Origin of the sequence: Cytobacillus sp. BC1816 (assembly GCF_051353635.1) — a bacterium.
In the GTDB taxonomy this organism is placed as follows: domain Bacteria; phylum Bacillota; class Bacilli; order Bacillales; family Cytobacillaceae; genus Cytobacillus; species Cytobacillus oceanisediminis_C.
On sequence record NZ_CP195611.1, the window covers coordinates 4,430,598 to 4,453,326 of the forward strand.

Consider the following 22,729-nt stretch of genomic DNA (forward strand, 5'->3'; position numbering starts at 1 on the left):
AAATGGCAAAAGACGTTTTATGTGAAGTTAACAACTGCACTTTCTGGAAAAATGGGAACCGATGCAGTGCAGATCAAATATATGTAGTCAGCCATACTGGCGAAACTGCAGACAACAGCAAAGAAACAGACTGCAAAACGTTCGAGCCTCATGACCTTTAATAGGTGACAGCACCTTCCGGGGGTTATCGGATTGCTGGTCTTGCACTTAATTGAGTTAGGCGAAATGCTGCAAAAGCGGTGCATTTTATGCATCGCTTTTGTGTTTTTTATAAAAACAAGTTTATTAAGATTTCTACCGGGAATGTATAGAGTAACAACAACTTGTAGGAGTGATACATATGTTATCAACCATTATTTTGCTTGGAGCTGCTTTTGCCGCTGCTGCTGGATTAAGCTCCTTTGCCATTAAAGAGGATTCATTTATTAAAGACGAAATAACACAATAATTTATTATAAAGGGCGCTGATAATGCGTCTTATTTTTTTGCAATATAACGAAAACCGCAATTCTGCCAAATGCAGAACTGCGGTTTTTACTTATAAAGCAATGCTTTCTTTTGAGGTGGAAACTTCATTCAGCCTTTTTTCATTAATTTCATAACCGATTCCCGGTTTATCAGGAACTTTTATCATCCCATTTTCCACAGTGACTTCGGGCAGAATGATGTCTTCTTCCCAATACCTGCCCGACGCTGAAATATCACCGGGAATGGAAAAGCCCTTCATAGAGGCAAGAGCAATATTGTGTGCACGGGAGATTCCGAACTCCAGCATGCCTCCACACCAGACTTGGATTCCTTTATCCAGGCAATAATCATGAATCTTCTTTGCTGTTCCCAGACCCCCAACACGGCCAATCTTAATGTTGATGATTTTACAGCTTCCCAGCTCGACAGCTCTCCTGGCATCATTAAAGGTGACAATACTCTCATCCAGGCAAATTGGCGTTTTCAGCTCCTTCTGAAGCTTTGCATGATCAACAATATCATCATATTCCAGCGGCTGTTCAATCATCAGCAGCCCGAAATCATCTAGCCTTTTTAAATGTTCAATATCGTCCAATGAGTAAGCTGAATTAGCATCTGCCATGATTGGAAGGTCGGGGAAAAAGCGGCGGATTTCTGAAATCAATTCATAATCGTTAGAGGGACTGATCTTTATTTTGACCCTTTGATAGCCGCTCTCCAGATAGTATTCGATTTGCCTTATTGCTTCTTCCTTTGTTTTAGCGCCAACAACCACGCCGGATGGAATCAATTCCCGCTGGCCGCCTATATATTTTGATAGAGAAATATCCTCTTTTTTGGCTGCCAAGTCCCATAATGCCGTTTCAAGTGATGCTTTCGCCATTTGATTCCTTCTGAAAGCGTCAAAAACCTGTCCTGCTTCTGAAGGATGCTTTATATCCGCATTACGCATTATTGGGATAAGGAATTCTTTTAGCATATGATAGCTCGTTTCAACCGTTTCCTCCGTATACCAGGGTGATGAAAAAGCGACTCCTTCCCCGTAGCCTTTCCGTCCTTCCTGATCGATTACCTCAATAATAATACCTTCTCTATCCTTCACTGTCCCTAAATGCGTGGAAAAAGGTGTTTTCAAAGGCATCGCGATTTTATATAAAGTAATTGTCTTAATATTCATGCTAATTCCCGCTTTCCTCAAGCAGCTCCCGAAGTTTTCTTCTTAGTATCTTTTTTGAAGCGTTCCTGGGGATTTCATTAATGATGATAAGTTTTTTAGGTACTTTATACTTTGCCAGCTTCTCAGAGCAATACTTCATCACTTCTTTTTCATCCAGATTCTCGTCTCCAGCAATAAAGGCGACAGGCACCTCACCCCAAACATCGTCCTTCATGCCGATAACCCCTGCATCCGATATTTGGGAGTGTGAAACAAGCGCACCCTCGACTTCAGCCGGATAGATATTTTCACCGCCTGAAATGATTAAATCTGACCGCCGATCAAGCACATATAAGAATCCTTCTTTATCCACATATCCAATATCTCCAGTTGAAAGCCAGCCACCCTTTAGTTTTTCCGCTGTTTCCTCTTTTCGGTTTAAATACCCTTTTGTTACATTTGGACCTTTCACAAAAATTTCGCCCGCTTCTCCGGGGTCAGCATGCTTTCCATTTGGAACAGCAACTTTCAGCTGGGAAGGAAATAAAGGCTTGCCGGCCGAACCCAATTTGCTGAGACTGTATTCCGGAGCCAGTGTAACAATCTGGGACGAAGTTTCTGTCATTCCGTAAGTCTGGTATACAGGAATTCCCTTCTCTCTGCAATCTTCAAGAAGAGATTTCGCTGCAGGCCCTCCCCCTAATAACATACATCTGAAATACACAGGCAGCTTTTCATCTTTAAGTTCATCTGCGATCCTGGTGAGCATCGTACTTACAACAGACATAATGGTCACTTTTTCGATGGAAATGGCTTCAATGGCTTTTTCTTCATGGAAAAATTCAAAAAGAACCATTTTCATGCCGTAGATAATGCTTCGCATTAAAATGGAATAGCCGCTAATATGAAAAATCGGGACAGCACACAGCCAGCTGTCGTTTTCATTCAAACCTAAGTTCAATGCAGAGCCCACTGCACTCCACCAATGATTTCCGTATGTTTGCAGAACACCTTTCGGGTTGCCGGTTGTACCGGATGTATACATGACCGTACAAACCTCATCAAGACTTATTTCATCTACTACTGACGGCCCATCAGGATCTCTCCTGAATAGATCTTCTTTATAGATAGCCGAAATTTCCCCTAAAGAATTTACAACTTTTTGGGTTACCTCATTAAAAGTATTCTCGGTTAAAAAGAAAGCGGACTTCGAATCATTCATTTGCCAAATCAATTCCTCAGCAGTCAGCCTGTTATTTAATATGACGGCTTTTACATCGAGCAGCTGCAGGGCCAAAAGAATAAAAACAGTGTCTTCATGATTTCGGAGAAGGACACCTGCAAACTGTCCTCTCACGCATCCAGCTGCCTGCAGCTGCCCTGCTATCGTGTATGCACGCTCATATACTTCAGTAAATGTATAGGTTTTCCCCAAAAAGGAAAGGGCAGGGCGATCCGGGGTTAAAAAAGCCCGCTTTTGAAGAAAATTAGGAACTATTTGCGCTTCCATTATATACTCCTCATTTCATGCGATTTTTCATATAAAAACAGCCTGATGGCAAGCCATCAAGCTGAAAAAATTAATATTCAATCAAGGGAAACGCGGGAATTGGCCGAAGTCAGGCTTGCGCTTTTCTTTAAATGCGTCACGGCCTTCTTTTGCTTCTTCCGTTGTATAGTATAGAAGCGTTGCATCCCCGGCGAATTGCTGGATTCCTGCAAGTCCATCTGTATCGGCATTGAAGGCAGCCTTCAAGAAGCGGATAGCCGTCGGGCTCTTCTCAAGAATTTCTTCACACCACTTAATTGTTTCTTCTTCCACCTTCTCAAGCGGTACCACTGTATTGACAAGCCCCATATCCAAAGCTTCCTGAGCCCCGTACTGGCGGCACAGATACCAAATTTCGCGTGCTTTCTTATGACCTACGATTCTTGCAAGATATCCTGAACCATAACCTGCATCGAAGCTTCCTACTTTAGGTCCAGTTTGTCCGAATACAGCGTTATCTGCTGCAATCGTTAAGTCACATACGATATGAAGGACATGTCCTCCACCAATCGCATAGCCTTTTACCATTGCAATAACCGGCTTAGGAATGACACGGATCAGGCGCTGCAGATCCAGTACATTTAAACGAGGGATCTGGTCGTCGCCTACATATCCGCCATGTCCTCTGACAGATTGGTCCCCGCCTGAACAAAATGCCTTGTCTCCGGCACCCGTCAGGACAATAACACCTACATTTTCATCATCGCGCGCGAACGCAAATGCATCAATTAATTCCATTACCGTTCTTGGAGTAAAGGCATTGTGGACTTGCGGTCTGTTAATCGTAATTTTCGCAATTCCATTGTATGTTTCATAAATGATTTCTTCGTACTGTTTTCCTGCAACCCATTCAACAGCTGACATACATGAATCCTCCTTAATATGTATTAGAAAGCGTTAATTGCCGCACAGATTTGCAGCAGCAAATGACATCATTCCTCAATCTTTGCTGCCATTTGTATTATTCTCCCCTGTCTGCGACAAAAACCCACTTACTATTGTACCAAATAATTCAGGTTTCTCCACATGAATTGCATGTCCAGCATCTTCAGCGGTCTTCCACTGGACATTTGGCAAAATTTTTGACATTTCTTCCGCAATTCTGCAGAATTTTTGATCCAGGTTTCCGGTAACTAGAAGGACTGGCATTTCGAGATGTGCAAGCTCATCCCACCAGGATGGCTGCACGCCAGTGCCCATGCCATTCAGGCTGTTTGCCAGACCATCAATGGAATTGGCCAAACGCTGGCTTCTTATTCTGGTTCGAATTTTTGCTGGAAGACTATTTTGGCTTTGAAATAAAGGAATGTTCTCCCAATAGTCAACAAAATTTTTAATGCCTTCCTTCCGGATTCTTTTAGACAATGTTTCATCCTGAATCCTTCTTTCATACCTTTCCGATTCCGTTCTAAGACCTGGAGATGCACTTTCCAAAATCAGCGTGCGGACCTTTTCAGGATAATTAACCGCAAAAGTTAGCGCAAGGCGCCCTCCCATAGAATATCCAAGAACATCGATCTTCCCGATTCCCATCTTTTCTAGTAGACTGTTAATCACTGCGGCCGACTCTTCTATTTGATAATGGCCAATATCAGGTGGTGATGCAGACTTACCATGGCCGATGATGTCCAAAGCTATTGTCTTCGAATGATTCTTCCAGAAGGGAGCGAATTCTTTCCATCCTTCACTATTTCCTGTGAAGCCATGGAGAAGCAGAAGCGGAAATCCCGTTCCCCATGTATCGACATGATATCGAACTCCATTAATGACATATTTCATCGGCATTCACCCTTCCAGCAATCGACTTATTTCCCGGGAAACAGATTCCCACAATTCTCGATGCTCGGTTAAATTCCTGTCCCGATTTGTCGTAATTTCCATTACCTTTATTCCTGATCTGTCCATACTCTGTTGGAAGGCGGAAATAAAATGATCCCAATCTGAGATTAAATCATAATGACCGCCAAACATTTTAATGGCATGGCTGAAATCCAGATCAAGAGGTGTTCCAAACAGTTTTTCAAAATTTCTGGGGTGATTTGCCTGCGGCAGGAATGAGAAGATTCCGCCTCCATTATTATTAATCAGCAATATATTGATATCTATCCCATACTGCTTAGAGGCAATTAAGCCATTTAAGTCATGGAAAAAGGTTAAATCACCAAGCACTAGATACAGCGGCTGTGATGCCATACCAGCACCAAGAGCAGTTGATACGGTGCCATCAATGCCATTTGCTCCCCTGTTGGCCATTATTCTAATGCTCTTTTGATTATAATGGAAGAATGTATCCAGATCCCGTATAGGCATACTATTTCCTACAAATAGGGTAGAGCCTTCCGGCAGCCATTCCGCCAGCTGGAAAAATAATTTCCCCTCGCTCAATTCACCCACTTCATTAATATCCGCAAGCCTTGATCGGGTAAGATCATTGATTTTTCTCCATAAAGCAATGTACTCATCATTCTCTGGAGTGTTTAAATATGACGTGACAGACTCGCAGAATAGAAGCTCATCAGAATGCATCATTTCGGTCGAAAGCAGTGAAGGGTCCCGCCATCCGCCGCCTCCATCAACAATAATTTGTCGGGCAGTGCTGTTTTCTTTCATAAAAATGGTCAACGGCTTCGATACAGGCATAGCACCAAAGCGTATAATGACATCCGGCTTGAGCGCCTTTTTTGCATCCTCATTTTTCAAAAAGCTATCATATGCATCAATAATGAAGCTTCCTTCGTGAAGCCCGCTTCTTAGCTGGGATAATGGATCTGCAATGATTGGATAGTTCAGCTTTTCCGCCAGCTTAATCACGGCTGCAGGGAAGTCAGCTTTCTCCAAAGGACCGCAGACAATAATCCCTTTTTGTGCAGAGTTTAATATCTGTGCCATTTCCTTGTACTCTTCATTAGGCAAACCAATCTGGCCACTATGGATATTCACATAACCTTCGGTGCGCTCACTCAGCTCAAATAAATCATTGCGGTCAAGCTGCGGTACTAAAGGCTCACGGAAAGGAAAGTTAAGATGAACCGGACCTGCTGGTGAGCTCTGGGCAGCAGAAGCTGCTCTTGCGCAAACTGTGCGGGCATAACGAAGCATTTCTGCTGTATTCTCAGGAGGAGCCATCTCAACAAACCATTTTACATTTTTTCCATACAAATGGATCTGATCGATCGCCTGTGGAGCACCAACATCCCTAAGTTCATGAGGCCGGTCCGCAGTAAGCACGATTAGGGGCACTCTGGAATACCGGGCTTCCACAATGGCAGGATAGTAATTGGCTGCAGCCGTTCCAGATGTACACAGCAAAGCAGCTGGTCTTTGGGATGCCTTAGCAATCCCCAACGCAAAAAAGGCAGCCGAGCGCTCGTCCACATGGATATGTACACGAAGCTCCGGATGCTCTGCCATTACCATAGCCATTGGGGTAGAACGGGAGCCGGGACTGACCACGACATCCTCCACCCCGCTTTTTACTAATTCAGCCACAAATGCGGCTATATATGAAGTTAAAGCTTCCTGATGATTCACTTTTCATAACCCCCAAGAGCCGTAAGCATTGGCCGGAATTTAATTTTTGTTTCCTGATACTCGCTTTCGGCATTTGAATCCTGCACCACTCCGCAGCCTGCGAATAAGGATGCTTCATTTCCCTGAATAAGACCAGATCTGATTGCAACAGCATATTCGCCATTTCCTCTGAAGTCCATCCATCCTAATGGAGCAGCATAAAAGCCCCGGTCCAGTTCTTCTGCTTCTCTTATTTTTTCCACAGCTTCTCTTTTAGGAAGACCTCCAAGAGCAGGAGTCGGATGCAGACGGTCAACTAAAGCTAGAAGGGAAGCATCTCCCTTGGTTTTTCCTCTCACAGGAGTATACAGGTGCTGAATATCTCTCATCTTCATCAGCTGCGGCTCATCCGGCAATTCAACTTCTAAGCAGGATTCCTCCATTGCCTCCTTAATCATATCAACCACATATTGATGTTCGGTTAAATTTTTCTGATCATGCAATAAAGTATCGCCCAGGATATGATCATCTTCTGCTGTTTTGCCTCTTGGTATGGAACCTGCCAGACAAGTTGTAAAAACATTTTCTCCATATTTCTTTATAAGCCGTTCAGGAGAGGCTCCAATAAAGCAGTCACCGTTCGATTCAAAAGCAAAAATAAAGCTTTCCCTCTGCATTTCCATCAGGTTCCAGAGTACTCTTTCAATCTCAATCGGCTTTTCATAGATAAGCCTGGACTCCCGGGCCAGCACGACCTTTTTTAATGATCCTGATTTAAGTACATCTACAACCGCATCTACTGTCTCCATCCATTTTTCCGGATTTATATCTGCTTCTTCCTGAAGAGTGTTTGAATTCTCAGGATGAAAATCGCTGATTGAAGCCATTATCATGCCCCGTTCGGCCACTATCTTTTCAAAAAGAGTATCACCGTCATGCTGAGTGCAGACAACATTTGTTGTTAAAAAGGCCTGTCCATTCATTTCACTGTACATATAAGTCGGCACATGAAAAAGGGAATCAGAATACTTCGACCAAAGTTTTGTTTTCTTCTTTAGCGGATCGAAAGAAAAGCCGCCAAACATCACGGGCCCTGTAGCATTTTTATCATAAGGGTTAAAAATAATGCTGTTATTAATAAAACGCTTCCATTCATTTTCAACGCGATTAAATCTGCCGGTACTTTGATCTGACTGGATTTGCTTGCAAATCCCAAGCCCGATTATATAAGTTTCTCCAGAAGGATCCTTCCAGAAAAAGCGTTCACCAAAAAAACGGCTCTTTCCTGCCGCATAAAAAGAAAGGGGGTCTATATGATTTATTTTTTGAACTTCGCTCACTAAAACAGGCTTTGATAAGGCTTTGGCCCTCTCAATTGCCTCTTGGATCCCTTCTTTTAGTTCCGTATCTTGTATCGTAACCAAAAAAATCCCTCCAATAACAGCTTATATTGCCGTTATCCTACTTTAAACTTATTCTAAGATACACCTGTGATTCAGGGAATGTCAATGATGTCAATCACGTCATTCCATTTTGCATCCTTATTATATTATAGCTTACTTTAGGCATCTATAATATGAATTGAACTCAATTGAGCATTTAGCACAGTTAACTTCGGGAAGTGCTGCTTTAAGTTTCCTTTATTCATGGAAAATACCGGTTCTGTTTACGGCTATAATCCGTTGACACTCTTGGATTATTTACCTAAACTTAAGTTGTTTGGTATATAGCCGTACTTTGACAATACCCTGGTAATCGGTTAAAATAAACAAGTTTGAATGATGCAATTAATGATATCATTACAGAATAGATAAATAAGGGGAGAGTTATCATGCAACCACAAGCACAGACAAATTTTCCGCCTGCTTCCAACTCAAAGAACTGGAGGGTCTGGTGGCAGCTGACCAGGCCACATACTCTTACCGCTGCCTTTGTGCCGGTTCTGCTTGGAACAGCTCTTGCAATGGAACTTACTGAAATAAATTTTGGCCTGTTTTTTGCTATGCTGGCAGCAAGCCTGCTGATTCAGGCTGCCACTAATATGTTTAACGAATACTATGACTTTAAAAGAGGGCTTGATACGGAAGACTCTGTCGGAATTGGGGGAGCTATTGTCCGGGAAGGAATCAAGCCAAAAACGGTTCTGAACCTGGCTTTTGGCCTTTATGGAATTTCGATATTGCTTGGATTCTATATCTGCATGAACACAAGCTGGTGGATTGCAGCAATTGGACTGGCCTCCATGGCAGTTGGATATTTATATACAGGCGGTCCTCTTCCGATAGCGTACACACCTTTTGGTGAATTATTTGCAGGTTTTTTCATGGGAATGCTAATTATCCTAATTTCTTTTTATATTCAGGCAGGAACCGTAACAGCAACAAGTGTTTTAGTTTCCTTCCCAATTTTGATTCTTGTTGGCGCCATTCTGCTGGCCAATAATATCAGAGACCTGGAGGGCGACAAGGAATTCGGCCGCAAAACATTGGCAATTCTTTTAGGAAAAAAAGGAGCAATCAAGCTCCTTGCCGCAATGTTCATCGTTTCGTATGCATGGGTTTTCATATTAATCGCCATGAACATCATAACACCATGGCTTGCTATCGTTGTTCTAAGTGCACCTAAGGCCATTAAAGCAACGAAAGGGTTCATTGGAAAAACACTGCCTATGCAAATGATGCCTGCAATGAAAGCCACTGCCCAGACAAATACAATCTTTGGCTTTCTTTTATCAGTAGGCTTGTTTATCGGATATCTTTTATAATTCAAAGGAACCTCTGCTTTTATAGCAGGGGTTTTTTGTTTGGAAAAAAACAGCAGAAATCACCCTCTTGGTTTCATCCCATTCTTAACGGGTATTTTTTATTTAAGGAAGATGCTTGACCCTAAAATTTTTTCTTCCGTTATGATTTTGCCAACTACGTCCATACTAAACCCATATGGACTAAGATTTTTAAAACTCGGCAGAGCAAGAACGGCAGAGCTCGGCTTAATTTTGGGCAAGACTTAATCAGAGGCCTTTTTATAAAATTTATCAAATCCAAGGATGTGACATAATATGTTGACCAATGAACAAATCAGCCGTTTGAAAAAAGAATTGAATGATGAAAAAAAATCATTGGAATCCCAGCTTCAGGGCAATAAAGAAGGAAGCCTGGAAGGTGCAAGTGCCAGAGACACAGTAGGAGAGCTATCTCTTTATGACAACCACCCAGCCGATATGGGTTCTGAACTTTATGAGCGTGAAAAGGATTTTGCTTTAGAAGAACATCATGACTCTGAACTGAATAAAGTAAATGCAGCTCTGCAGGCAATTGAAGATGGTTCATACGGCAAATGCAAAGAGTGCGGTTCCGAAATTCAATATGAGCGGCTTGAAGTGATTCCAGCAACCCTTTACTGCAAGGAACATAGTCCAGAGCAAAACGTGCCCGGAGACCGTCCTGTCGAAGAAGATGTACTTGAGCCTGCGCATGGGAATACCTTTCAGCATCATCAATTCAGAGAAGTCGTGGATAACGAAGACAGCTTCCAGGAAGTTGCCCGTTTTGGCACTTCTGAGACACCCTCTGACCTAAGAGGCGACTATGAAGATTATAACTCCCTTTATAATGAAGGGCATGATGACGAAGGGTTTACAGAAGATTATGAGACGTTTATCGGAAATGACCTTGAAGGCAAGGAGAGAAAAGTCTATCCTTCCAAGAAACAGGAAGAGTATGAAGCGATGCTGGATGAGAATGATATCGAAGCACCTTATGGTGATGTGCCTTATCATGAGACTGACGGCTATGTGGATGAAGATAAGGATTAAAGTAAAAGCGATGCAGCTGCATCGCTTTTTTATGTCAAATGGCAAAATAAGATACCCTTGTATATATTTATAGTTTGGATTCCATATCCTGGATAATCTCATCAATCGTATCAGAAACATCGTTTGTGCGGCGGGCAATGGAGATGCTGAATTCCAGCAGTTCTTTATAATTTTTCACCGGAATAGAATCATTTGTTTTCTCGAATACATTTAGTTGCAGTCCAATATTTTGAAGATGCAGCAAAACTTCTTCCATTGATCCTTTCTCGATTTGGTACATTTAACAGCTACCCCCTTTATATCTAATGATTTCATTATCAGGGTTTTTAAACCTTTTTTGTAGTGGGAATTTTTGTTAATATTTGCACTTTACGGAGTAAAACCGCTTCTCATAGGCAATATTATCTTAAGAATATATCGCTGGGAGGATCACAATGTCTGGACAAATAAAAGCTGCATGCTTTTCAGAATATGACAAACTTGAACAAGTAGTGTTATGTGAACCGAAGTACATGACGATTGTAGATACCATTAATGAAACACAAAAGCATTATGAAAAAGAAGGAATTAATATAGACGCAGCCATGAAACAGCACAGACATTTTGTCAGTGCATTAAAGGATCAGGGAATCAATGTGGTTTTGCTGCCCTCGCTTGAAAAATATCCTGAGCAGGTTTTTACCCGTGATATCGGATTTACACTTGGAGAAAAGGTATATGTTGCTGAAATGGCGGCAGATATTCGGCAAGGAGAAGAAAATGTTCTGAAACAATGGCTGGAAGTAAACCAGGTCCCTTTTTACAATCTTACGGGAGACCGCATAGAGGGAGGAGACGTCCTGATCGATGGCCAAACCATATATGCTGGAGTTAGCAGCCGTACCCACGAAGAAGCGATCGAGCATCTTCGCAGCCTTATGACCGATTATGATGTCGTATCCATTCCTTTCACTGATACATATCTGCATCTTGATTGTGTATTCAATATTATTTCACCGGAGGAAGCTCTTATCTTTCCAGGAGAGATCCACGGGGAAAAAATCAAAATGCTGGAATCACGCTATGATTTAATAAAAGTATCGGAAGAGGAGCAATTCACGCTCGGAACCAACGTCCTTTCTATCGGCAATAAAAAAATCTTCAGTCTTCCGATTAATAAGAATGTCAATAAAGAGCTCAGGTCCAGGGGCTATGAAGTCATTGAGGTAGACATTACTGAAATCATTAAATCCGGAGGTGCCTTCCGCTGCTGCACGATGCCGGTTAGGCGCAGTAAAGGGTAGATCTCCTGCCTCAATGAAACGGAATAATTGATAAACTCTCTTAGAAACCGCCTTTTTGTGAATAACTACTGTTTTCTCTTGACATCTGCTGTTTGGGAGTTAGTCTCGTGATTAACTCCCAGTTTCTCTTAAGTACCTTTATTTTAGACGTTATTCCCGCTGACTAACTCCTGATTTTCTTGAGCACCTTCATTTTGGGCGCTATTCCCATTGTTTACCCCTATTTTCTCTTGTGCACTTTCATTTTGGGCGGTATTCCCCCTGATTAACTCCCATTTTCTCTTGAGCACCTTCATTTTGGGCGTTATTCCCATTGTTTACTCCTATTTTCTCTCGTGCACTTTCATTTTGGGCTGTATTCCTCCTGATTAACTCCCATTTTCTCTTAAGCACCTTCATTTTGGGCGTTATTTGCACTAATTAACAAAAAACAGCCTCTTCTCATTGAAGGGCTGTTCTCCTTTTTACTTATTAATCATCTCAACGCCAGCGGGCTTGATTTTCCAGATTTCCCTTGCATATTCGCTGATTGTTCGGTCGCTAGAAAAATATCCTGAACCGGCAATGTTCATTAAGCTCATTTTCAGCCAATGTTCCCGATCCTCATATGCTTTCCCAGCTTCTTTCTGGATATTGACATAGGAAGCAAAATCTCTCAACACAAAGTATTGGTCATTTTCCATCAGGAGTGAGTCAAAAATGGGCTCGAATTCATCATCGGCATCCGGGAAATATCCATTCACGAGCTGGTCGGCAACCTGGCGGATTCGCTTATCATGATGATAATACTCTCTGGAATTATATCCGCCATTTTGGTAATAGCTGAGAACCTCATCTGCCGTTAGGCCAAAGATAAAAATATTGTCATCTCCTGCTTTTTCTTTTATCTCAATATTGGCTCCATCCAGCGTGCCCACTGTCAAAGCGCCATTCATCATGAATTTCATATTGCCTGTACCGGAAGCTTCCTTGCTTGCCGTTGAAATTTGCTCACTGATATCCGCAGCCGGAAAAATTTCCTCCGCCAGTGAAACCCGGTAATTTTCCAGGAAGATAACCTTAAGAATATCTCTTGTCTGCGGGTCATTGTTTATCTTTGCAGCGACGGTATTAATTAATTTAATGATTTTCTTTGCATAGTAATAGCCTGGCGAAGCTTTTGCCCCAAAAATAAATGTCCGCGGGTGCATGCGGAAATTGGAGTCTTCCTTCAGCCTATTATATAAATGCATAACATGAAGAATATTTAACAGCTGGCGTTTATAAGCATGCAGACGCTTAACCTGAATGTCAAAAATGGAAGACGTATCAACCACAATGCCCTGCTGCTCCTGAATGCGCTTCGCCAATCTTTCCTTGTTCAATTGTTTAACCTGATGCAGCTGATCAAGGAAAACTCTATCATTCTTATAAACTGCCAGTTCGTGAAGCTTTTCCGGTTCCCGAATCCAGCCAGCCCCAATGCCCTCATTAATAAGATCGGACAAAAGCGGATTGGCTTTCAGGAGCCATCTTCTATGTGTGATCCCATTAGTTTTATTATTAAACTTCTCAGGAAAGATTCCATAAAACTGATTCATTTCCCGATTCTTTAAGATTTCTGTATGAAGTGCGGCAACACCATTTACACTGGAGCTGCCGACAAGGGCAAGGTGGGCCATCTTAACCTGGTCATGTGCGATGATCGCCATATCCTCAATCCGCTTCCAGTCACCCGGATATCTGTCCCAAAGTTCGCGGCAAAAGCGCTCATTGATTTCATTAACTATCATATAAATCCGCGGAAGCAAAGGCTGGAAAATGCGGACAGGCCATTTCTCCAACGCCTCCGAAAGAGTTGTATGATTCGTATAGGCAATCGTCCGGACGGTAATGTCCCAGGCTTCCTCCCAGCCCATTCCTTCTTCATCCAGCAGGATTCTCATAAGTTCAGGAATCGCAAGGACCGGATGTGTATCATTAATATGAATGCTCACAAACTCATGGAAGTCTCTTAAACTATTATGCTGCTTTCGATAGGAACGCACAATGGAACGGATACTGGCCGAAACCAGAAAGTATTGCTGCTTCAGCCTTAGAATCTTCCCTTCATCATGGGTATCATCAGGATATAGGAACTCCGAAACAGATTCGGTTTCCCGTTTATATTTTAAAATATCATGATTTACAGGATAAGGAGAGGGTTCAGCATTCCAAAGCCTAAGAGTGTTAATGGTATCTGTTTTATATCCAGCGACAGGCATATCGTAAGGAACAGCCGAAATCGTCTCAGCATTCACATGGCGGAAAACAAGCCTGCCGTCGTCCTCTGCCGTTTCGACTTTGCCCCAAAAAGGAACTTCAATTGCCAGGTCTGCTTTTCTTACTTCCCAGACATGACCGTTCCGCAGCCACTGCTCCGGAAGCTCCACCTGATAGCCATCCACAATTTTCTGCTCAAATAGTCCATGCTTATAACGAATTCCGCAGCCATGGCCGGGAAGATTCAAGGATGCCAGTGAATCCATAAAGCAAGCTGCCAGACGTCCCAGCCCGCCGTTTCCAAGCCCTGCATCTGCCTCGATTTCTTCAAGGCGGTTCAAGTCAATTCCCAGATCTGCCAGACCTTCCTTGACAACCTGCTCAATTCCCAGGTTTATCAGATTATGATGAAGCAGGCGCCCTAATAAAAACTCGATGGATAAGTAATACACCTGCTTTTCACGGTCGATGCGGTACCGCTCATTTGTATTAATCCACTCTGTGCTCACATGTTCCCTGATCATATTTCCGAGCGTGAAGTAATGATCTCTTTCTGTGCTTTCACCAAAGCTTTTACCGCAGGACATCTCCAGTTTCTTCAGGAATTCCTCTTTGAACTCATCACGATCAGAAAACATGGCTTTCACTCCTTGAAACAAGGCCTGCATATAGCTGATTGTATTTGAAAGCAGATTGCGCCCAGCTATAATCCATTCCCATTGCATTTTTCATAATTTGCTCCCATACTTTGCTGTCACCGTAAAAGCTTATTGCTCTTCTAATAGTGTACAGCATATCATGGGCATTAAAATGGCTGAAGGAAAAGCCGTTGCCTTCTCCTGTGTATTCATTATAAGAATGAACAGTATCATTTAATCCGCCTGTTTCCCTGACGATGGGAATGGATCCATACCTCATTGCGATCATCTGCCCTAAACCGCAGGGCTCAAATTGTGAAGGCATTAAGAATAAATCGGATCCTGCATAGAATTCATGTGCAAGCCCCTCATCAAACCCAATAAATGCTTTGCACTTATCTGGGTACCCCGCTTCCATCTCCCTGAAAAATTGCTCAAACTCAGGATCCCCAGTTCCCAAAACAAGAACTTGTATATCATCCTGCATAAGCTCATGGAGCACACATTTAACTAGATCCAGGCCCTTTTGTTTTGTCAGCCTTGTAACCATGGCTATAAGAGGAACCTCTTCCTTTACCGGCAGGCTGAATTTTTTCTGAAGATGCATCTTATTCTCTTTTTTAATCTGAAGCTTTTCAACGGCATAGTTCTCTTTTATAAATGGATCCTTCTCAGGATTATAAAACTCATCATCAATCCCATTTAAGATTCCTTCCAAATCATAAGCTCTGCGCTTCAGCAAATCATGCAGTTTCTCTCCGTAATATTTCGTTTGAATTTCATTTTTATAAGTAGGGCTGACTGTTGTAATTTTATCAGCAGCAACAAGTCCGCCCTTCATAAAATTGATATTTCCGAAGAATTCAAGCTTATCTGGATGAAAGTGGCTATAGTCAAGCCCTAATAGATCCCCTAAAGCACTCCCCGGCATGATTCCCTGAAACTGAAGATTATGAATGGTGAAGACTGTCCGAATGAACTCATACCCCTTTTTCGAACGATACTCAACCCTAAGCAGAAAAGGAATTATCCCAGTATGCCAATCATGGCTGTGAATGACATCCGGGTAGAAATCAATATACTGAAGAGCATCCAGCACGGCCCGGTTAAAATAGGCAAACCTCTCTCCATCATCATAATACCCGTATAATTTTTCACGGTTGTAGTAGTATTCATTATCAACAAAATAGAATACGATTCCCTGATGCTCAAGTTCTTCAATTCCGCAAAACTGGTTTCTCCAGCCTACTTGAACTGTAAACTCGCACTTTTTAGACATTTTCTTTTTTAAATCATCTGATATGGAACCATACTTAGGAAGAATAACCCGTACGTCAGTCCCCTGCTTTGCAAGTTCTTTTGGAAGAGAACCGGCTACGTCGGCAAGACCTCCGGATTTAACGAATGGAACACATTCAGAAACAGCAAACAATACTTTCACGAGTTCATCAGCGCTCCTTGTACGGTACCTTTGCGAATAACCAGAGGCATTTCATGTCTTCCCTCAATCCTGGCACCGGATTCTACCTTAACATCTTTATCTAAAATAACGGAGTCTAAAACACAGTTTTCTCCAATTTGGGTTTTTTGCATAATCATGCAGTTTTTCACGACTGAACCTTTGCCAATTTTCACCCCGCGGGAGATAATGCTGTTCTCAACTGTCCCTTCAATCATACATCCATTCGCAATCATCGAATTCTTTGCGCTTGCACCTTTCATATAACGGGTTGGCGGTTCATCTTTTACTTTTGTATAAATCGGCTGGCTGCGCAGAAAAATATTATTCCATGCTTCTGGTTCCAATAGCCCCATGCTGGCAGCAAAGTAATTTTCAATGGAATCAATCATGACGGCCAAACCGTCATATTCATAATTGCATATCGTGTAGGAATGATGGATGTCTGTAACGACATCACTCATGCATGTGTATCCAGTTTCGTTTCTATTCTCTATTAAGCTAACGAGCAGCGAAGTTTTTACAAGGTACATTTCAAGGGAGCGCCCATCCTGCCGAACAACTGTAATATCACAACCGGTCATAATATGTCTATCTAGAACAGGCCTGAAATCCATATTAAAAACGGTAAAACAGTTTGAGATCAATGCATACTCCTGTTTACTGCGATAAAAATAATCCAAATTAGCAGCAAAGTGATTGAAAGATCCAATACCTTTACTTGGACTATCCAGCAAAGGAGATGGGAAAAAGAATAGCCCATCCCTTTTTCTATTTAGGTCCCAGTTTTTCCCCGAACCAAGATGATCCATTAAAGAGCGATATTGATACTTCGGAAATATGGCAACACTTTCAATATCCGAGTTGACCATATTGGAGAGAACAAAATCGATTAGCCTATAGCGGCCTGCAAACGGAACAGCTGCGAGCGACCTGTGTACTGTCAATTCCTCTAAATCTTCATGGTAGGTTGTTGCGTCTATCACACCAAGCATTCTCTTCTTCATGACATTACCTCCCGTTTTATTGGCCAGGCGCCGTTTTGGCATCCAGGCTGTGAATTAAGAACAAATTCCCTGTATCATTTCCTGTGTTATCAGAATAATTTCATCATCTTCTTCGGAAGCACTAATCACAACGCCATCAGGTATGTTCATTCCGCTTGGCACAATCGCCTTTTCAATATAGACATTTTCACCAATTACAGCATCAGGCATGATGACCGATTCACGGATCACAGTATTCTTCCCAACCAGAACCCCTTGAAATAGCACTGACTTTTCAACTTCCCCTTCAATTGTGCAGCCTTCATTTATTAAAGACTCCGCAACCTCTGCTTGAGTTGAAATATACTGTGGAGGATGATTCGGATTCACTGAATAGATCCTCCAATCATGATCAAATAGATTCAGCTCGCATTCATCATCCAATAAATCCATATTTGCCTCCCACAGGCTCTTGACTGTACCGACATCCTTCCAGTAGCCATTGAACGGGTATGCGAACAGCTTTTTATTTTCGTCAAGCATTAATGGAATGATATCCTTGCCAAAATCATGACTTGATTCCGGATTGCGGTCATCCATTTCCAGATATTCCTTTAAAACAGACCAATTAAAAATATATATTCCCATAGAGGCCAAATTATTTTTGGGATATGCTGGTTTTTCCTCAAATTCTGCGACCCGCATCTCCTTATCCGTGTTCATGATTCCGAACCTGCTTGCCTCCGGCCAAGGCACTTCAATTACAGAAATAGTGGCATCGGCGCCTTTTTCAATATGATAATTCAGCATCAGCTCATAATTCATCTTATAAATATGATCACCGGATAAAATCAGGACATATTCTGGATCATATTGCTTTAGATAATTGAGGTTCTGATAAATGGCACTCGCTGTTCCTGTATACCACTTGACTTCCGATGATTCGCTGTAAGGGGGCAGCACTGTCACACCGCCGTTCTTTCTATCAAGATCCCATGCGCTTCCTATGCCAATATACGAATTCAGAACCAGCGGCTGATATTGGGTAAGAACACCTACTGTATCAATACCGGAATTAGTGCAATTGCTCAATGTAAAATCAATAATCCGGTATTTCCCTCCAAACGGAACTGCGGGTTTCGCAAGACTTTTTGTCAGAGAACTAAGCCTGCTCCCTTTCCCTCCTGCTAATAACATTGCGACGCACTTTTTCTTTCCCATTTTCCTTCCTCTCCTTCCGATGTTTTACAGGGCGTAAGATTGAAATGCCAAATGGCGGAACAGACATTTCCAAACTGAACGGCTTGCCATGAAACTCTTTTTCCTCAGTCTTGAGGACCCTCTTATTGGTGCAATTTGATCCTCCAAAGCTATCCTTATCACTGTTGAGTATTTCCCTATAAGACCCCGCCTTTGGAATCCCAATACGATAATTAGGGTAGTAAGCAGGTGTGAAATTGCAGACAATCACATGAAAATCATCCACTTTTGAGCCTTTTCTGATAAAAGAAAAGATGGATTGGTCTGCATTATGACAATCAATCCATTCAAAGCCATCCTGAAGGTGATCAAGCTCAAAAAGAGCCTTTGAACGTTTATAAATCTTTATTAATTCTTTCACATAATCATTTGCTTTTTTATGCATCTCGTAATCAAGCAGATGCCAATCAAGCTGTTCTTTGTCTTTCCATTCGGAAAACTGCCCAAGTTCGCTCCCCATGAAAAGAAGCTTTTTGCCGGGGTGGGCAATCATGTAGCCAAGCAGGAGCCTGAATTGCGCAAATTTTTGCCAGTAATCTCCCGGCATTTTATCAAGCAGTGATTTTTTCCCATGGACAACTTCATCATGTGAAAAAGGCAGTACAAAGTTTTCTGTAAAAGCATACAAAAGCGAAAACGTCATCTTTCCATGAACATCAGATCGCCTCTCAGGTGCTGTTTCCATATATGTAAGAACGTCATTCATCCAGCCCATATTCCACTTGTAATGAAAACCCAGCCCCCCATAATGGACTGGTGCAGTCACTTGCGGCCAGTCTGTTGAATCCTCTGCCATCATAAGAAAGGAGGAGTCATATTGAGAAACAACTTTATTTAAATTTTGCAGAAAACGGGTGCCGAATGGATTTTCTGTCTTTCCATCCCGGTTAGTCCAATAGATGATATTAGCCACCGCATCAACCCGGAAGCCATCAATATGATATTTTTCCATCCAAAAAACAGCGTTGGAAATAAGAAAGCTTTGCACTTCATTTTTGCTGAGGTCAAAATTAGCAGTCCCCCATACTCTGTTCTCTCTGTCGCCTTCTGTTTCATACTCATACAAATACGAACCATCAAACTGGTAAAGACCGTGGGCATCTTTGCAGAAGTGCCCCGGTACCCAGTCCAGAATGACCCCAACACCCTGCTGATGGCACTGATCAACAAAATACATAAAATCATGCGGGCTGCCATAACGGCTTGTAACAGAGTAATAACCTGTTCCCTGATAGCCCCAGGAAGCGTCGAGCGGATGCTCAATTAGAGGAAGCAATTCTATGTGCGTAAACCCATGCTCCACCACATAAGGAATGAGTTCATCTGCAAGCTCCCTGTATGTATACAGACTTCCAGACTCTTTTTGCTTCCACGAACCCAGATGGACTTCATAAATGACTGCAGGCTCAGTATAAATAGGCTTCGTTTCTTTTTTTTGCATCCATTTGCTGTCATTCCACTGATATCCGTCCAGCGAATATACTTTAGATGCTGTATTGGGCCTTACTTCTGAAAAAAAGCTATAAGGATCAGCCTTTAGTATCACATCCCCTTTCTTTGTTTCAATTTCATACTTATACAAGGCACCTTCCATGTTTCCATCCAGCTGAATAAACCAGACACCTTCATTATTCACTCTATGTAAGGTATAGCCTTCTCCATTCCAATCATTAAAATCACCGACTAATCTGATAATTTCGGCGTTCGGTGCCCACACGCAAAAACGGGTAATCACTTCTCCACCATTTGAAACTACATGTGCACCAAATAACTGGTGACTCTCATAATATGTCCCTTCATGGAACAAATGCAGCTGATAATCGGTTGGAACCAAAGTATCCACTACCATCCTTCTCCCCACCCAGTGTCGTTTCTTTTGACTTTCCTGTTATATTCGTGGAAGGTGAGAAAAATCCTTGTAAAAGTTTTTTTAATTTTGTGACAACAACATTCAAATCCCGCTAAAAACTGATAGCATTCTGCCCAATTTAACAGCCTTCGACATAATCTCCGGTAAACTTAGACAAGATAAAACAAAGTATGCAAGCAAAAAATGAAAGGAGAATAATATTTTGAGCAATAAAGAAGAGGAGTTTTTATTAAACGAGGCATCAAAAAATGAAATAAGAATTCCATTATTTGAAGCACCGGATGGCAAGATTATGGCCATAGGGGATATGTTTAGAGGCCCTTATACGGGGATATCTTCTGAAATTGATTTGAATAACCCGGGCAATAAATTAAGTAAGGAAGAAGAGATGTTTGATTAAAAAACAGAGAAGCAACTAACCGAGGGTAAGCTGGAACAGAAAAGACAACAAAAAAGCTGCCAACAAATTGTTGACAGCTTTTTTGTATGACCCCTACGGGATTCGAACCCGTGTTACCGCCGTGAAAGGGCGGTGTCTTAACCGCTTGACCAAGGGGCCAATAATATGGCGGAGAAGGAGGGATTTGAACCCTCGCGCCGGTTACCCGACCTACACCCTTAGCAGGGGCGCCTCTTCAGCCACTTGAGTACTTCCCCATATATGGCTCCGCAGGTAGGATTCGAACCTACGACCGTTCGGTTAACAGCCGAATGCTCTACCACTGAGCTACTGCGGAACAATAATATAAAATGGTGGGCCTAAATGGACTCGAACCATCGACCTCACGCTTATCAGGCGTGCGCTCTAACCAGCTGAGCTATAGGCCCATTTTGGAGCGGGTGAAGGGAATCGAACCCTCATCATCAGCTTGGAAGGCTGAGGTTTTACCACTAAACTACACCCGCATAGGGTTCTAAAATGGTGGCTCAGGACGGAATCGAACCGCCGACACAAGGATTTTCAGTCCTTTGCTCTACCGACTGAGCTACTGAGCCATATTATTAATTTTTTTGTAGAAATGGCGGTCCGGACGGGACTCGAACCCGCGACCTCCTGCGTGACAGGCAGGCATTCTAACCAACTGAACTACCGGACCAGATTGCGGGGGCAGGATTTGAACCTGCGACCTTCGGGTTATGAGCCCGACGAGCTACCGGACTGCTCCACCCCGCGACAATAATATTATGGAGGAGGAAAGGGGATTCGAACCCCTGCGCGGTTTGACCCGCCTGTCGGTTTTCAAGACCGATCCCTTCAGCCGGACTTGGGTATTCCTCCGTATAAATGAAAATGGTGGACCTTGTAGGACTCGAACCTACGACCGGACGGTTATGAGCCGTCTGCTCTAACCAGCTGAGCTAAAGGTCCAGCATCGATGAATGAAATGGTAGCGGCGGAGGGGATCGAACCCCCGACCTCACGGGTATGAACCGTACGCTCTAGCCAGCTGAGCTACACCGCCGAAATGTTAAAATATTCATGGTGGAGCCTAGCGGGATCGAACCGCTGACCTCCTGCGTGCAAAGCAGGCGCTCTCCCAGCTGAGCTAAGGCCCCAGTATTAAATGGTCGGGAAGACAGGATTCGAACCTGCGACCCCTTGGTCCCAAACCAAGTGCTCTACCAAGCTGAGCTACTCCCCGTATATAATGGCGCGCCCGAGAGGAGTCGAACCCCTAACCTTTTGATCCGTAGTCAAACGCTCTATCCAATTGAGCTACGGGCGCATTATTAAATTCTACTGGTGCCGAGGACCGGAATCGAACCGGTACGGTAGTCACCTACCGCAGGATTTTAAGTCCTGTGCGTCTGCCAGTTCCGCCACCCCGGCAATAAATGGAGCGGAAGACGGGATTCGAACCCGCGACCCCCACCTTGGCAAGGTGATGTTCTACCACTGAACTACTTCCGCATAAAGAATGGTGCGGGTGAAGGGAGTCGAACCCCCACGCCTTGCGGCGCCAGATCCTAAGTCTGGTGCGTCTGCCAATTCCGCCACACCCGCAATATGAAATTAAAATGGTGAGCCATGAAGGACTCGAACCTTCGACCCTCTGATTAAAAGTCAGATGCTCTACCGACTGAGCTAATGGCTCATACTTTTATGAGACTTCCTAAAGCTTGAATGGCTTTATTTTCTAAAAGAATTGAAGTGGTGCCGGCGAGAGGACTTGAACCCCCAACCTACTGATTACAAGTCAGTTGCTCTACCAATTGAGCTACACCGGCAGCTTGTACATTTAAATTAATGGTGGAGGATGACGGGATCGAACCGCCGACCCTCTGCTTGTAAGGCAGATGCTCTCCCAGCTGAGCTAATCCTCCATTATTAACGCCCGGCAGCGTCCTACTCTCACAAGGGGACAGCCCCTAACTACCATTGGCGCTGAGAAGCTTAACTTCCGTGTTCGGTATGGGAACGGGTGTGACCTTCTCGCTATCGCCACCAGACTATTTTTCAAAGACAAGTTTTATTATACCGTCTTTTTAAGATT

At 43.0% G+C, this 22,729-nt stretch carries 19 protein-coding genes, 20 tRNA genes and 1 rRNA gene; 6 read left to right on the plus strand and 34 right to left on the minus strand.

Annotation, left to right across the window (positions count from 1 at the left end):
* Positions 1 to 2 precede the first annotated feature (2 nt).
* The gene (locus tag ACR42H_RS22445; RefSeq protein WP_113885567.1) at positions 3 to 161 is read left to right on the plus strand and encodes a DUF1540 domain-containing protein; all 159 of its coding nucleotides are present in this window, start codon (positions 3 to 5) and stop codon (positions 159 to 161) included.
* A 377-nt stretch (positions 162 to 538) separates the two neighbouring features.
* On the opposite strand, the gene menC is transcribed toward ACR42H_RS22445, so the two are convergent.
* The 6 genes from menC to ACR42H_RS22475 form a co-directional block, all read right to left on the minus strand.
* A complete protein-coding gene (menC, locus tag ACR42H_RS22450) occupies positions 539 to 1,645 on the minus strand; it encodes an o-succinylbenzoate synthase (protein WP_436373332.1) in 1,107 nt (368 codons plus the stop codon).
* Position 1,646: 1 nt separating this feature from the next.
* Entirely contained in the window at positions 1,647 to 3,134 is a 1,488-nt protein-coding gene (locus ACR42H_RS22455) for an o-succinylbenzoate--CoA ligase (RefSeq protein ID WP_436373334.1), read from the minus strand.
* Positions 3,135 to 3,215: 81 nt separating this feature from the next.
* Positions 3,216 to 4,037: a 1,4-dihydroxy-2-naphthoyl-CoA synthase gene (gene menB / locus ACR42H_RS22460; RefSeq protein ID WP_113885570.1), complete on the minus strand. Its 822-nt coding sequence runs from the start codon at positions 4,035 to 4,037 to the stop codon at positions 3,216 to 3,218.
* Positions 4,038 to 4,112: 75 nt separating this feature from the next.
* Complete coding sequence (gene menH / locus ACR42H_RS22465) at positions 4,113 to 4,952, minus strand: 2-succinyl-6-hydroxy-2,4-cyclohexadiene-1-carboxylate synthase (RefSeq protein ID WP_436373336.1); 840 nt, start codon at positions 4,950 to 4,952, stop codon at positions 4,113 to 4,115.
* A 6-nt stretch (positions 4,953 to 4,958) separates the two neighbouring features.
* Positions 4,959 to 6,704 (minus strand): 2-succinyl-5-enolpyruvyl-6-hydroxy-3-cyclohexene-1-carboxylic-acid synthase, encoded by a 1,746-nt coding sequence (menD, locus tag ACR42H_RS22470; RefSeq protein WP_436373338.1) that lies wholly within the window; start codon positions 6,702 to 6,704, stop codon positions 4,959 to 4,961.
* Entirely contained in the window at positions 6,701 to 8,107 is a 1,407-nt protein-coding gene (locus tag ACR42H_RS22475; RefSeq protein WP_113885572.1) for an isochorismate synthase, read from the minus strand. Before ACR42H_RS22475 ends, menD begins: the two co-directional genes overlap by 4 nt.
* A gap of 407 nt (positions 8,108 to 8,514) precedes the next feature.
* On the opposite strand from ACR42H_RS22475, the gene ACR42H_RS22480 reads away from it, so the two are divergent.
* Genes ACR42H_RS22480 through ACR42H_RS22490 form a run of 3 tightly spaced genes read left to right on the plus strand, consistent with a single transcriptional unit; the run spans position 8,515 to position 10,497 of the window.
* Positions 8,515 to 9,447 carry a 1,4-dihydroxy-2-naphthoate polyprenyltransferase gene (locus ACR42H_RS22480; RefSeq protein ID WP_113885573.1) on the plus strand — a complete coding sequence of 311 codons (933 nt, stop codon included), beginning with the start codon at positions 8,515 to 8,517 and terminating at the stop codon, positions 9,445 to 9,447.
* Positions 9,448 to 9,486: 39 nt separating this feature from the next.
* Positions 9,487 to 9,693, plus strand: a complete 207-nt coding sequence (locus ACR42H_RS22485) for a hypothetical protein (protein ID WP_113885574.1) — start codon at positions 9,487 to 9,489, stop codon at positions 9,691 to 9,693.
* A gap of 48 nt (positions 9,694 to 9,741) precedes the next feature.
* Positions 9,742 to 10,497 carry a TraR/DksA C4-type zinc finger protein gene (locus ACR42H_RS22490; RefSeq protein WP_436373341.1) on the plus strand — a complete coding sequence of 252 codons (756 nt, stop codon included), beginning with the start codon at positions 9,742 to 9,744 and terminating at the stop codon, positions 10,495 to 10,497.
* Positions 10,498 to 10,564: 67 nt separating this feature from the next.
* On the opposite strand, the gene ACR42H_RS22495 is transcribed toward ACR42H_RS22490, so the two are convergent.
* Entirely contained in the window at positions 10,565 to 10,777 is a 213-nt protein-coding gene (locus tag ACR42H_RS22495) for a hypothetical protein (protein WP_436373343.1), read from the minus strand.
* A gap of 154 nt (positions 10,778 to 10,931) precedes the next feature.
* Here ACR42H_RS22495 and ACR42H_RS22500 point away from each other — a divergent pair, with 154 nt between their 5' ends.
* Positions 10,932 to 11,780, plus strand: coding sequence for a dimethylarginine dimethylaminohydrolase family protein (locus ACR42H_RS22500; RefSeq protein WP_113885577.1), 849 nt, complete (start codon positions 10,932 to 10,934; stop codon positions 11,778 to 11,780).
* 240 nt (positions 11,781 to 12,020) lie between these two features.
* Here ACR42H_RS22500 and ACR42H_RS22505 read toward each other — a convergent pair whose 3' ends face one another.
* From ACR42H_RS22505 to glgB, 6 genes are all read right to left on the minus strand, one after another.
* A complete protein-coding gene (locus ACR42H_RS22505) occupies positions 12,021 to 12,179 on the minus strand; it encodes a hypothetical protein (RefSeq protein WP_436373345.1) in 159 nt (52 codons plus the stop codon).
* Between the two features lie 65 nt (positions 12,180 to 12,244).
* Positions 12,245 to 14,659, minus strand: a complete 2,415-nt coding sequence (locus ACR42H_RS22510) for a glycogen/starch/alpha-glucan phosphorylase (protein ID WP_436373347.1) — start codon at positions 14,657 to 14,659, stop codon at positions 12,245 to 12,247.
* Positions 14,649 to 16,100 carry a glycogen synthase GlgA gene (gene glgA, locus ACR42H_RS22515; protein ID WP_436373349.1) on the minus strand — a complete coding sequence of 484 codons (1,452 nt, stop codon included), beginning with the start codon at positions 16,098 to 16,100 and terminating at the stop codon, positions 14,649 to 14,651. Before glgA ends, ACR42H_RS22510 begins: the two co-directional genes overlap by 11 nt.
* Positions 16,097 to 17,125 carry a sugar phosphate nucleotidyltransferase gene (locus tag ACR42H_RS22520; RefSeq protein WP_113885580.1) on the minus strand — a complete coding sequence of 343 codons (1,029 nt, stop codon included), beginning with the start codon at positions 17,123 to 17,125 and terminating at the stop codon, positions 16,097 to 16,099. Before ACR42H_RS22520 ends, glgA begins: the two co-directional genes overlap by 4 nt.
* Before the next feature lie 54 nt (positions 17,126 to 17,179).
* Positions 17,180 to 18,325: a glucose-1-phosphate adenylyltransferase gene (locus ACR42H_RS22525; protein WP_436373351.1), complete on the minus strand. Its 1,146-nt coding sequence runs from the start codon at positions 18,323 to 18,325 to the stop codon at positions 17,180 to 17,182.
* The gene (gene glgB, locus ACR42H_RS22530; RefSeq protein ID WP_436373353.1) at positions 18,267 to 20,213 is read right to left on the minus strand and encodes a 1,4-alpha-glucan branching enzyme; all 1,947 of its coding nucleotides are present in this window, start codon (positions 20,211 to 20,213) and stop codon (positions 18,267 to 18,269) included. Before glgB ends, ACR42H_RS22525 begins: the two co-directional genes overlap by 59 nt.
* A gap of 223 nt (positions 20,214 to 20,436) precedes the next feature.
* Here glgB and ACR42H_RS22535 point away from each other — a divergent pair, with 223 nt between their 5' ends.
* The gene (locus tag ACR42H_RS22535; RefSeq protein WP_113885583.1) at positions 20,437 to 20,634 is read left to right on the plus strand and encodes a hypothetical protein; all 198 of its coding nucleotides are present in this window, start codon (positions 20,437 to 20,439) and stop codon (positions 20,632 to 20,634) included.
* A gap of 87 nt (positions 20,635 to 20,721) precedes the next feature.
* On the opposite strand, the gene ACR42H_RS22540 is transcribed toward ACR42H_RS22535, so the two are convergent.
* The 21 genes from ACR42H_RS22540 to rrf form a co-directional block, all read right to left on the minus strand.
* Positions 20,722 to 20,793 (minus strand) — tRNA-Glu (locus ACR42H_RS22540).
* 7 nt (positions 20,794 to 20,800) lie between these two features.
* Positions 20,801 to 20,891, minus strand: a tRNA-Ser gene (locus ACR42H_RS22545).
* A gap of 5 nt (positions 20,892 to 20,896) precedes the next feature.
* Positions 20,897 to 20,971, minus strand: a tRNA-Asn gene (locus tag ACR42H_RS22550).
* A 14-nt stretch (positions 20,972 to 20,985) separates the two neighbouring features.
* A tRNA-Ile gene (locus tag ACR42H_RS22555) sits at positions 20,986 to 21,062 on the minus strand.
* 4 nt (positions 21,063 to 21,066) lie between these two features.
* Positions 21,067 to 21,140 (minus strand) — tRNA-Gly (locus ACR42H_RS22560).
* 14 nt (positions 21,141 to 21,154) lie between these two features.
* Positions 21,155 to 21,230: transfer RNA gene (locus tag ACR42H_RS22565), tRNA-Phe, on the minus strand.
* 24 nt (positions 21,231 to 21,254) lie between these two features.
* A tRNA-Asp gene (locus tag ACR42H_RS22570) sits at positions 21,255 to 21,331 on the minus strand.
* A 3-nt stretch (positions 21,332 to 21,334) separates the two neighbouring features.
* Positions 21,335 to 21,408: transfer RNA gene (locus ACR42H_RS22575), tRNA-Met, on the minus strand.
* Positions 21,409 to 21,420: 12 nt separating this feature from the next.
* Positions 21,421 to 21,513: transfer RNA gene (locus tag ACR42H_RS22580), tRNA-Ser, on the minus strand.
* A gap of 13 nt (positions 21,514 to 21,526) precedes the next feature.
* Positions 21,527 to 21,603: transfer RNA gene (locus ACR42H_RS22585), tRNA-Ile, on the minus strand.
* Between the two features lie 17 nt (positions 21,604 to 21,620).
* Positions 21,621 to 21,697 (minus strand) — tRNA-Met (locus tag ACR42H_RS22590).
* A gap of 18 nt (positions 21,698 to 21,715) precedes the next feature.
* Positions 21,716 to 21,791, minus strand: a tRNA-Ala gene (locus tag ACR42H_RS22595).
* Positions 21,792 to 21,800: 9 nt separating this feature from the next.
* Positions 21,801 to 21,877: transfer RNA gene (locus ACR42H_RS22600), tRNA-Pro, on the minus strand.
* 7 nt (positions 21,878 to 21,884) lie between these two features.
* Positions 21,885 to 21,961: transfer RNA gene (locus ACR42H_RS22605), tRNA-Arg, on the minus strand.
* Positions 21,962 to 21,976: 15 nt separating this feature from the next.
* A tRNA-Leu gene (locus ACR42H_RS22610) sits at positions 21,977 to 22,065 on the minus strand.
* Between the two features lie 6 nt (positions 22,066 to 22,071).
* Positions 22,072 to 22,146, minus strand: a tRNA-Gly gene (locus ACR42H_RS22615).
* An 8-nt stretch (positions 22,147 to 22,154) separates the two neighbouring features.
* A tRNA-Leu gene (locus ACR42H_RS22620) sits at positions 22,155 to 22,239 on the minus strand.
* A gap of 15 nt (positions 22,240 to 22,254) precedes the next feature.
* A tRNA-Lys gene (locus ACR42H_RS22625) sits at positions 22,255 to 22,330 on the minus strand.
* 57 nt (positions 22,331 to 22,387) lie between these two features.
* Positions 22,388 to 22,463 (minus strand) — tRNA-Thr (locus ACR42H_RS22630).
* Positions 22,464 to 22,483: 20 nt separating this feature from the next.
* Positions 22,484 to 22,559, minus strand: a tRNA-Val gene (locus ACR42H_RS22635).
* Positions 22,560 to 22,568: 9 nt separating this feature from the next.
* Positions 22,569 to 22,685: ribosomal RNA gene (rrf, locus tag ACR42H_RS22640) — 5S ribosomal RNA — on the minus strand.
* Positions 22,686 to 22,729: the final 44 nt, after the last annotated feature.

Coding starts and splice junctions, on each gene's coding strand:
- ACR42H_RS22445 (WP_113885567.1), top strand. CDS start 3: ATGGCAAAAGACGTTTTATGTGAAGTTAACAACTGCACTTTCTGGAAA.
- menC (WP_436373332.1), bottom strand. CDS start 1,645: ATGAATATTAAGACAATTACTTTATATAAAATCGCGATGCCTTTGAAA.
- ACR42H_RS22455 (WP_436373334.1), bottom strand. CDS start 3,134: ATGGAAGCGCAAATAGTTCCTAATTTTCTTCAAAAGCGGGCTTTTTTA.
- menB (WP_113885570.1), bottom strand. CDS start 4,037: ATGTCAGCTGTTGAATGGGTTGCAGGAAAACAGTACGAAGAAATCATT.
- menH (WP_436373336.1), bottom strand. CDS start 4,952: ATGAAATATGTCATTAATGGAGTTCGATATCATGTCGATACATGGGGA.
- ACR42H_RS22480 (WP_113885573.1), top strand. CDS start 8,515: ATGCAACCACAAGCACAGACAAATTTTCCGCCTGCTTCCAACTCAAAG.
- ACR42H_RS22490 (WP_436373341.1), top strand. CDS start 9,742: ATGTTGACCAATGAACAAATCAGCCGTTTGAAAAAAGAATTGAATGAT.
- ACR42H_RS22495 (WP_436373343.1), bottom strand. CDS start 10,777: ATGTACCAAATCGAGAAAGGATCAATGGAAGAAGTTTTGCTGCATCTT.
- ACR42H_RS22500 (WP_113885577.1), top strand. CDS start 10,932: ATGTCTGGACAAATAAAAGCTGCATGCTTTTCAGAATATGACAAACTT.
- ACR42H_RS22505 (WP_436373345.1), bottom strand. CDS start 12,179: ATGAAGGTGCTTAAGAGAAAATGGGAGTTAATCAGGAGGAATACAGCC.
- ACR42H_RS22510 (WP_436373347.1), bottom strand. CDS start 14,659: ATGTTTTCTGATCGTGATGAGTTCAAAGAGGAATTCCTGAAGAAACTG.
- ACR42H_RS22520 (WP_113885580.1), bottom strand. CDS start 17,125: ATGAAGAAGAGAATGCTTGGTGTGATAGACGCAACAACCTACCATGAA.
- ACR42H_RS22525 (WP_436373351.1), bottom strand. CDS start 18,325: ATGGGAAAGAAAAAGTGCGTCGCAATGTTATTAGCAGGAGGGAAAGGG.
- glgB (WP_436373353.1), bottom strand. CDS start 20,213: ATGGTAGTGGATACTTTGGTTCCAACCGATTATCAGCTGCATTTGTTC.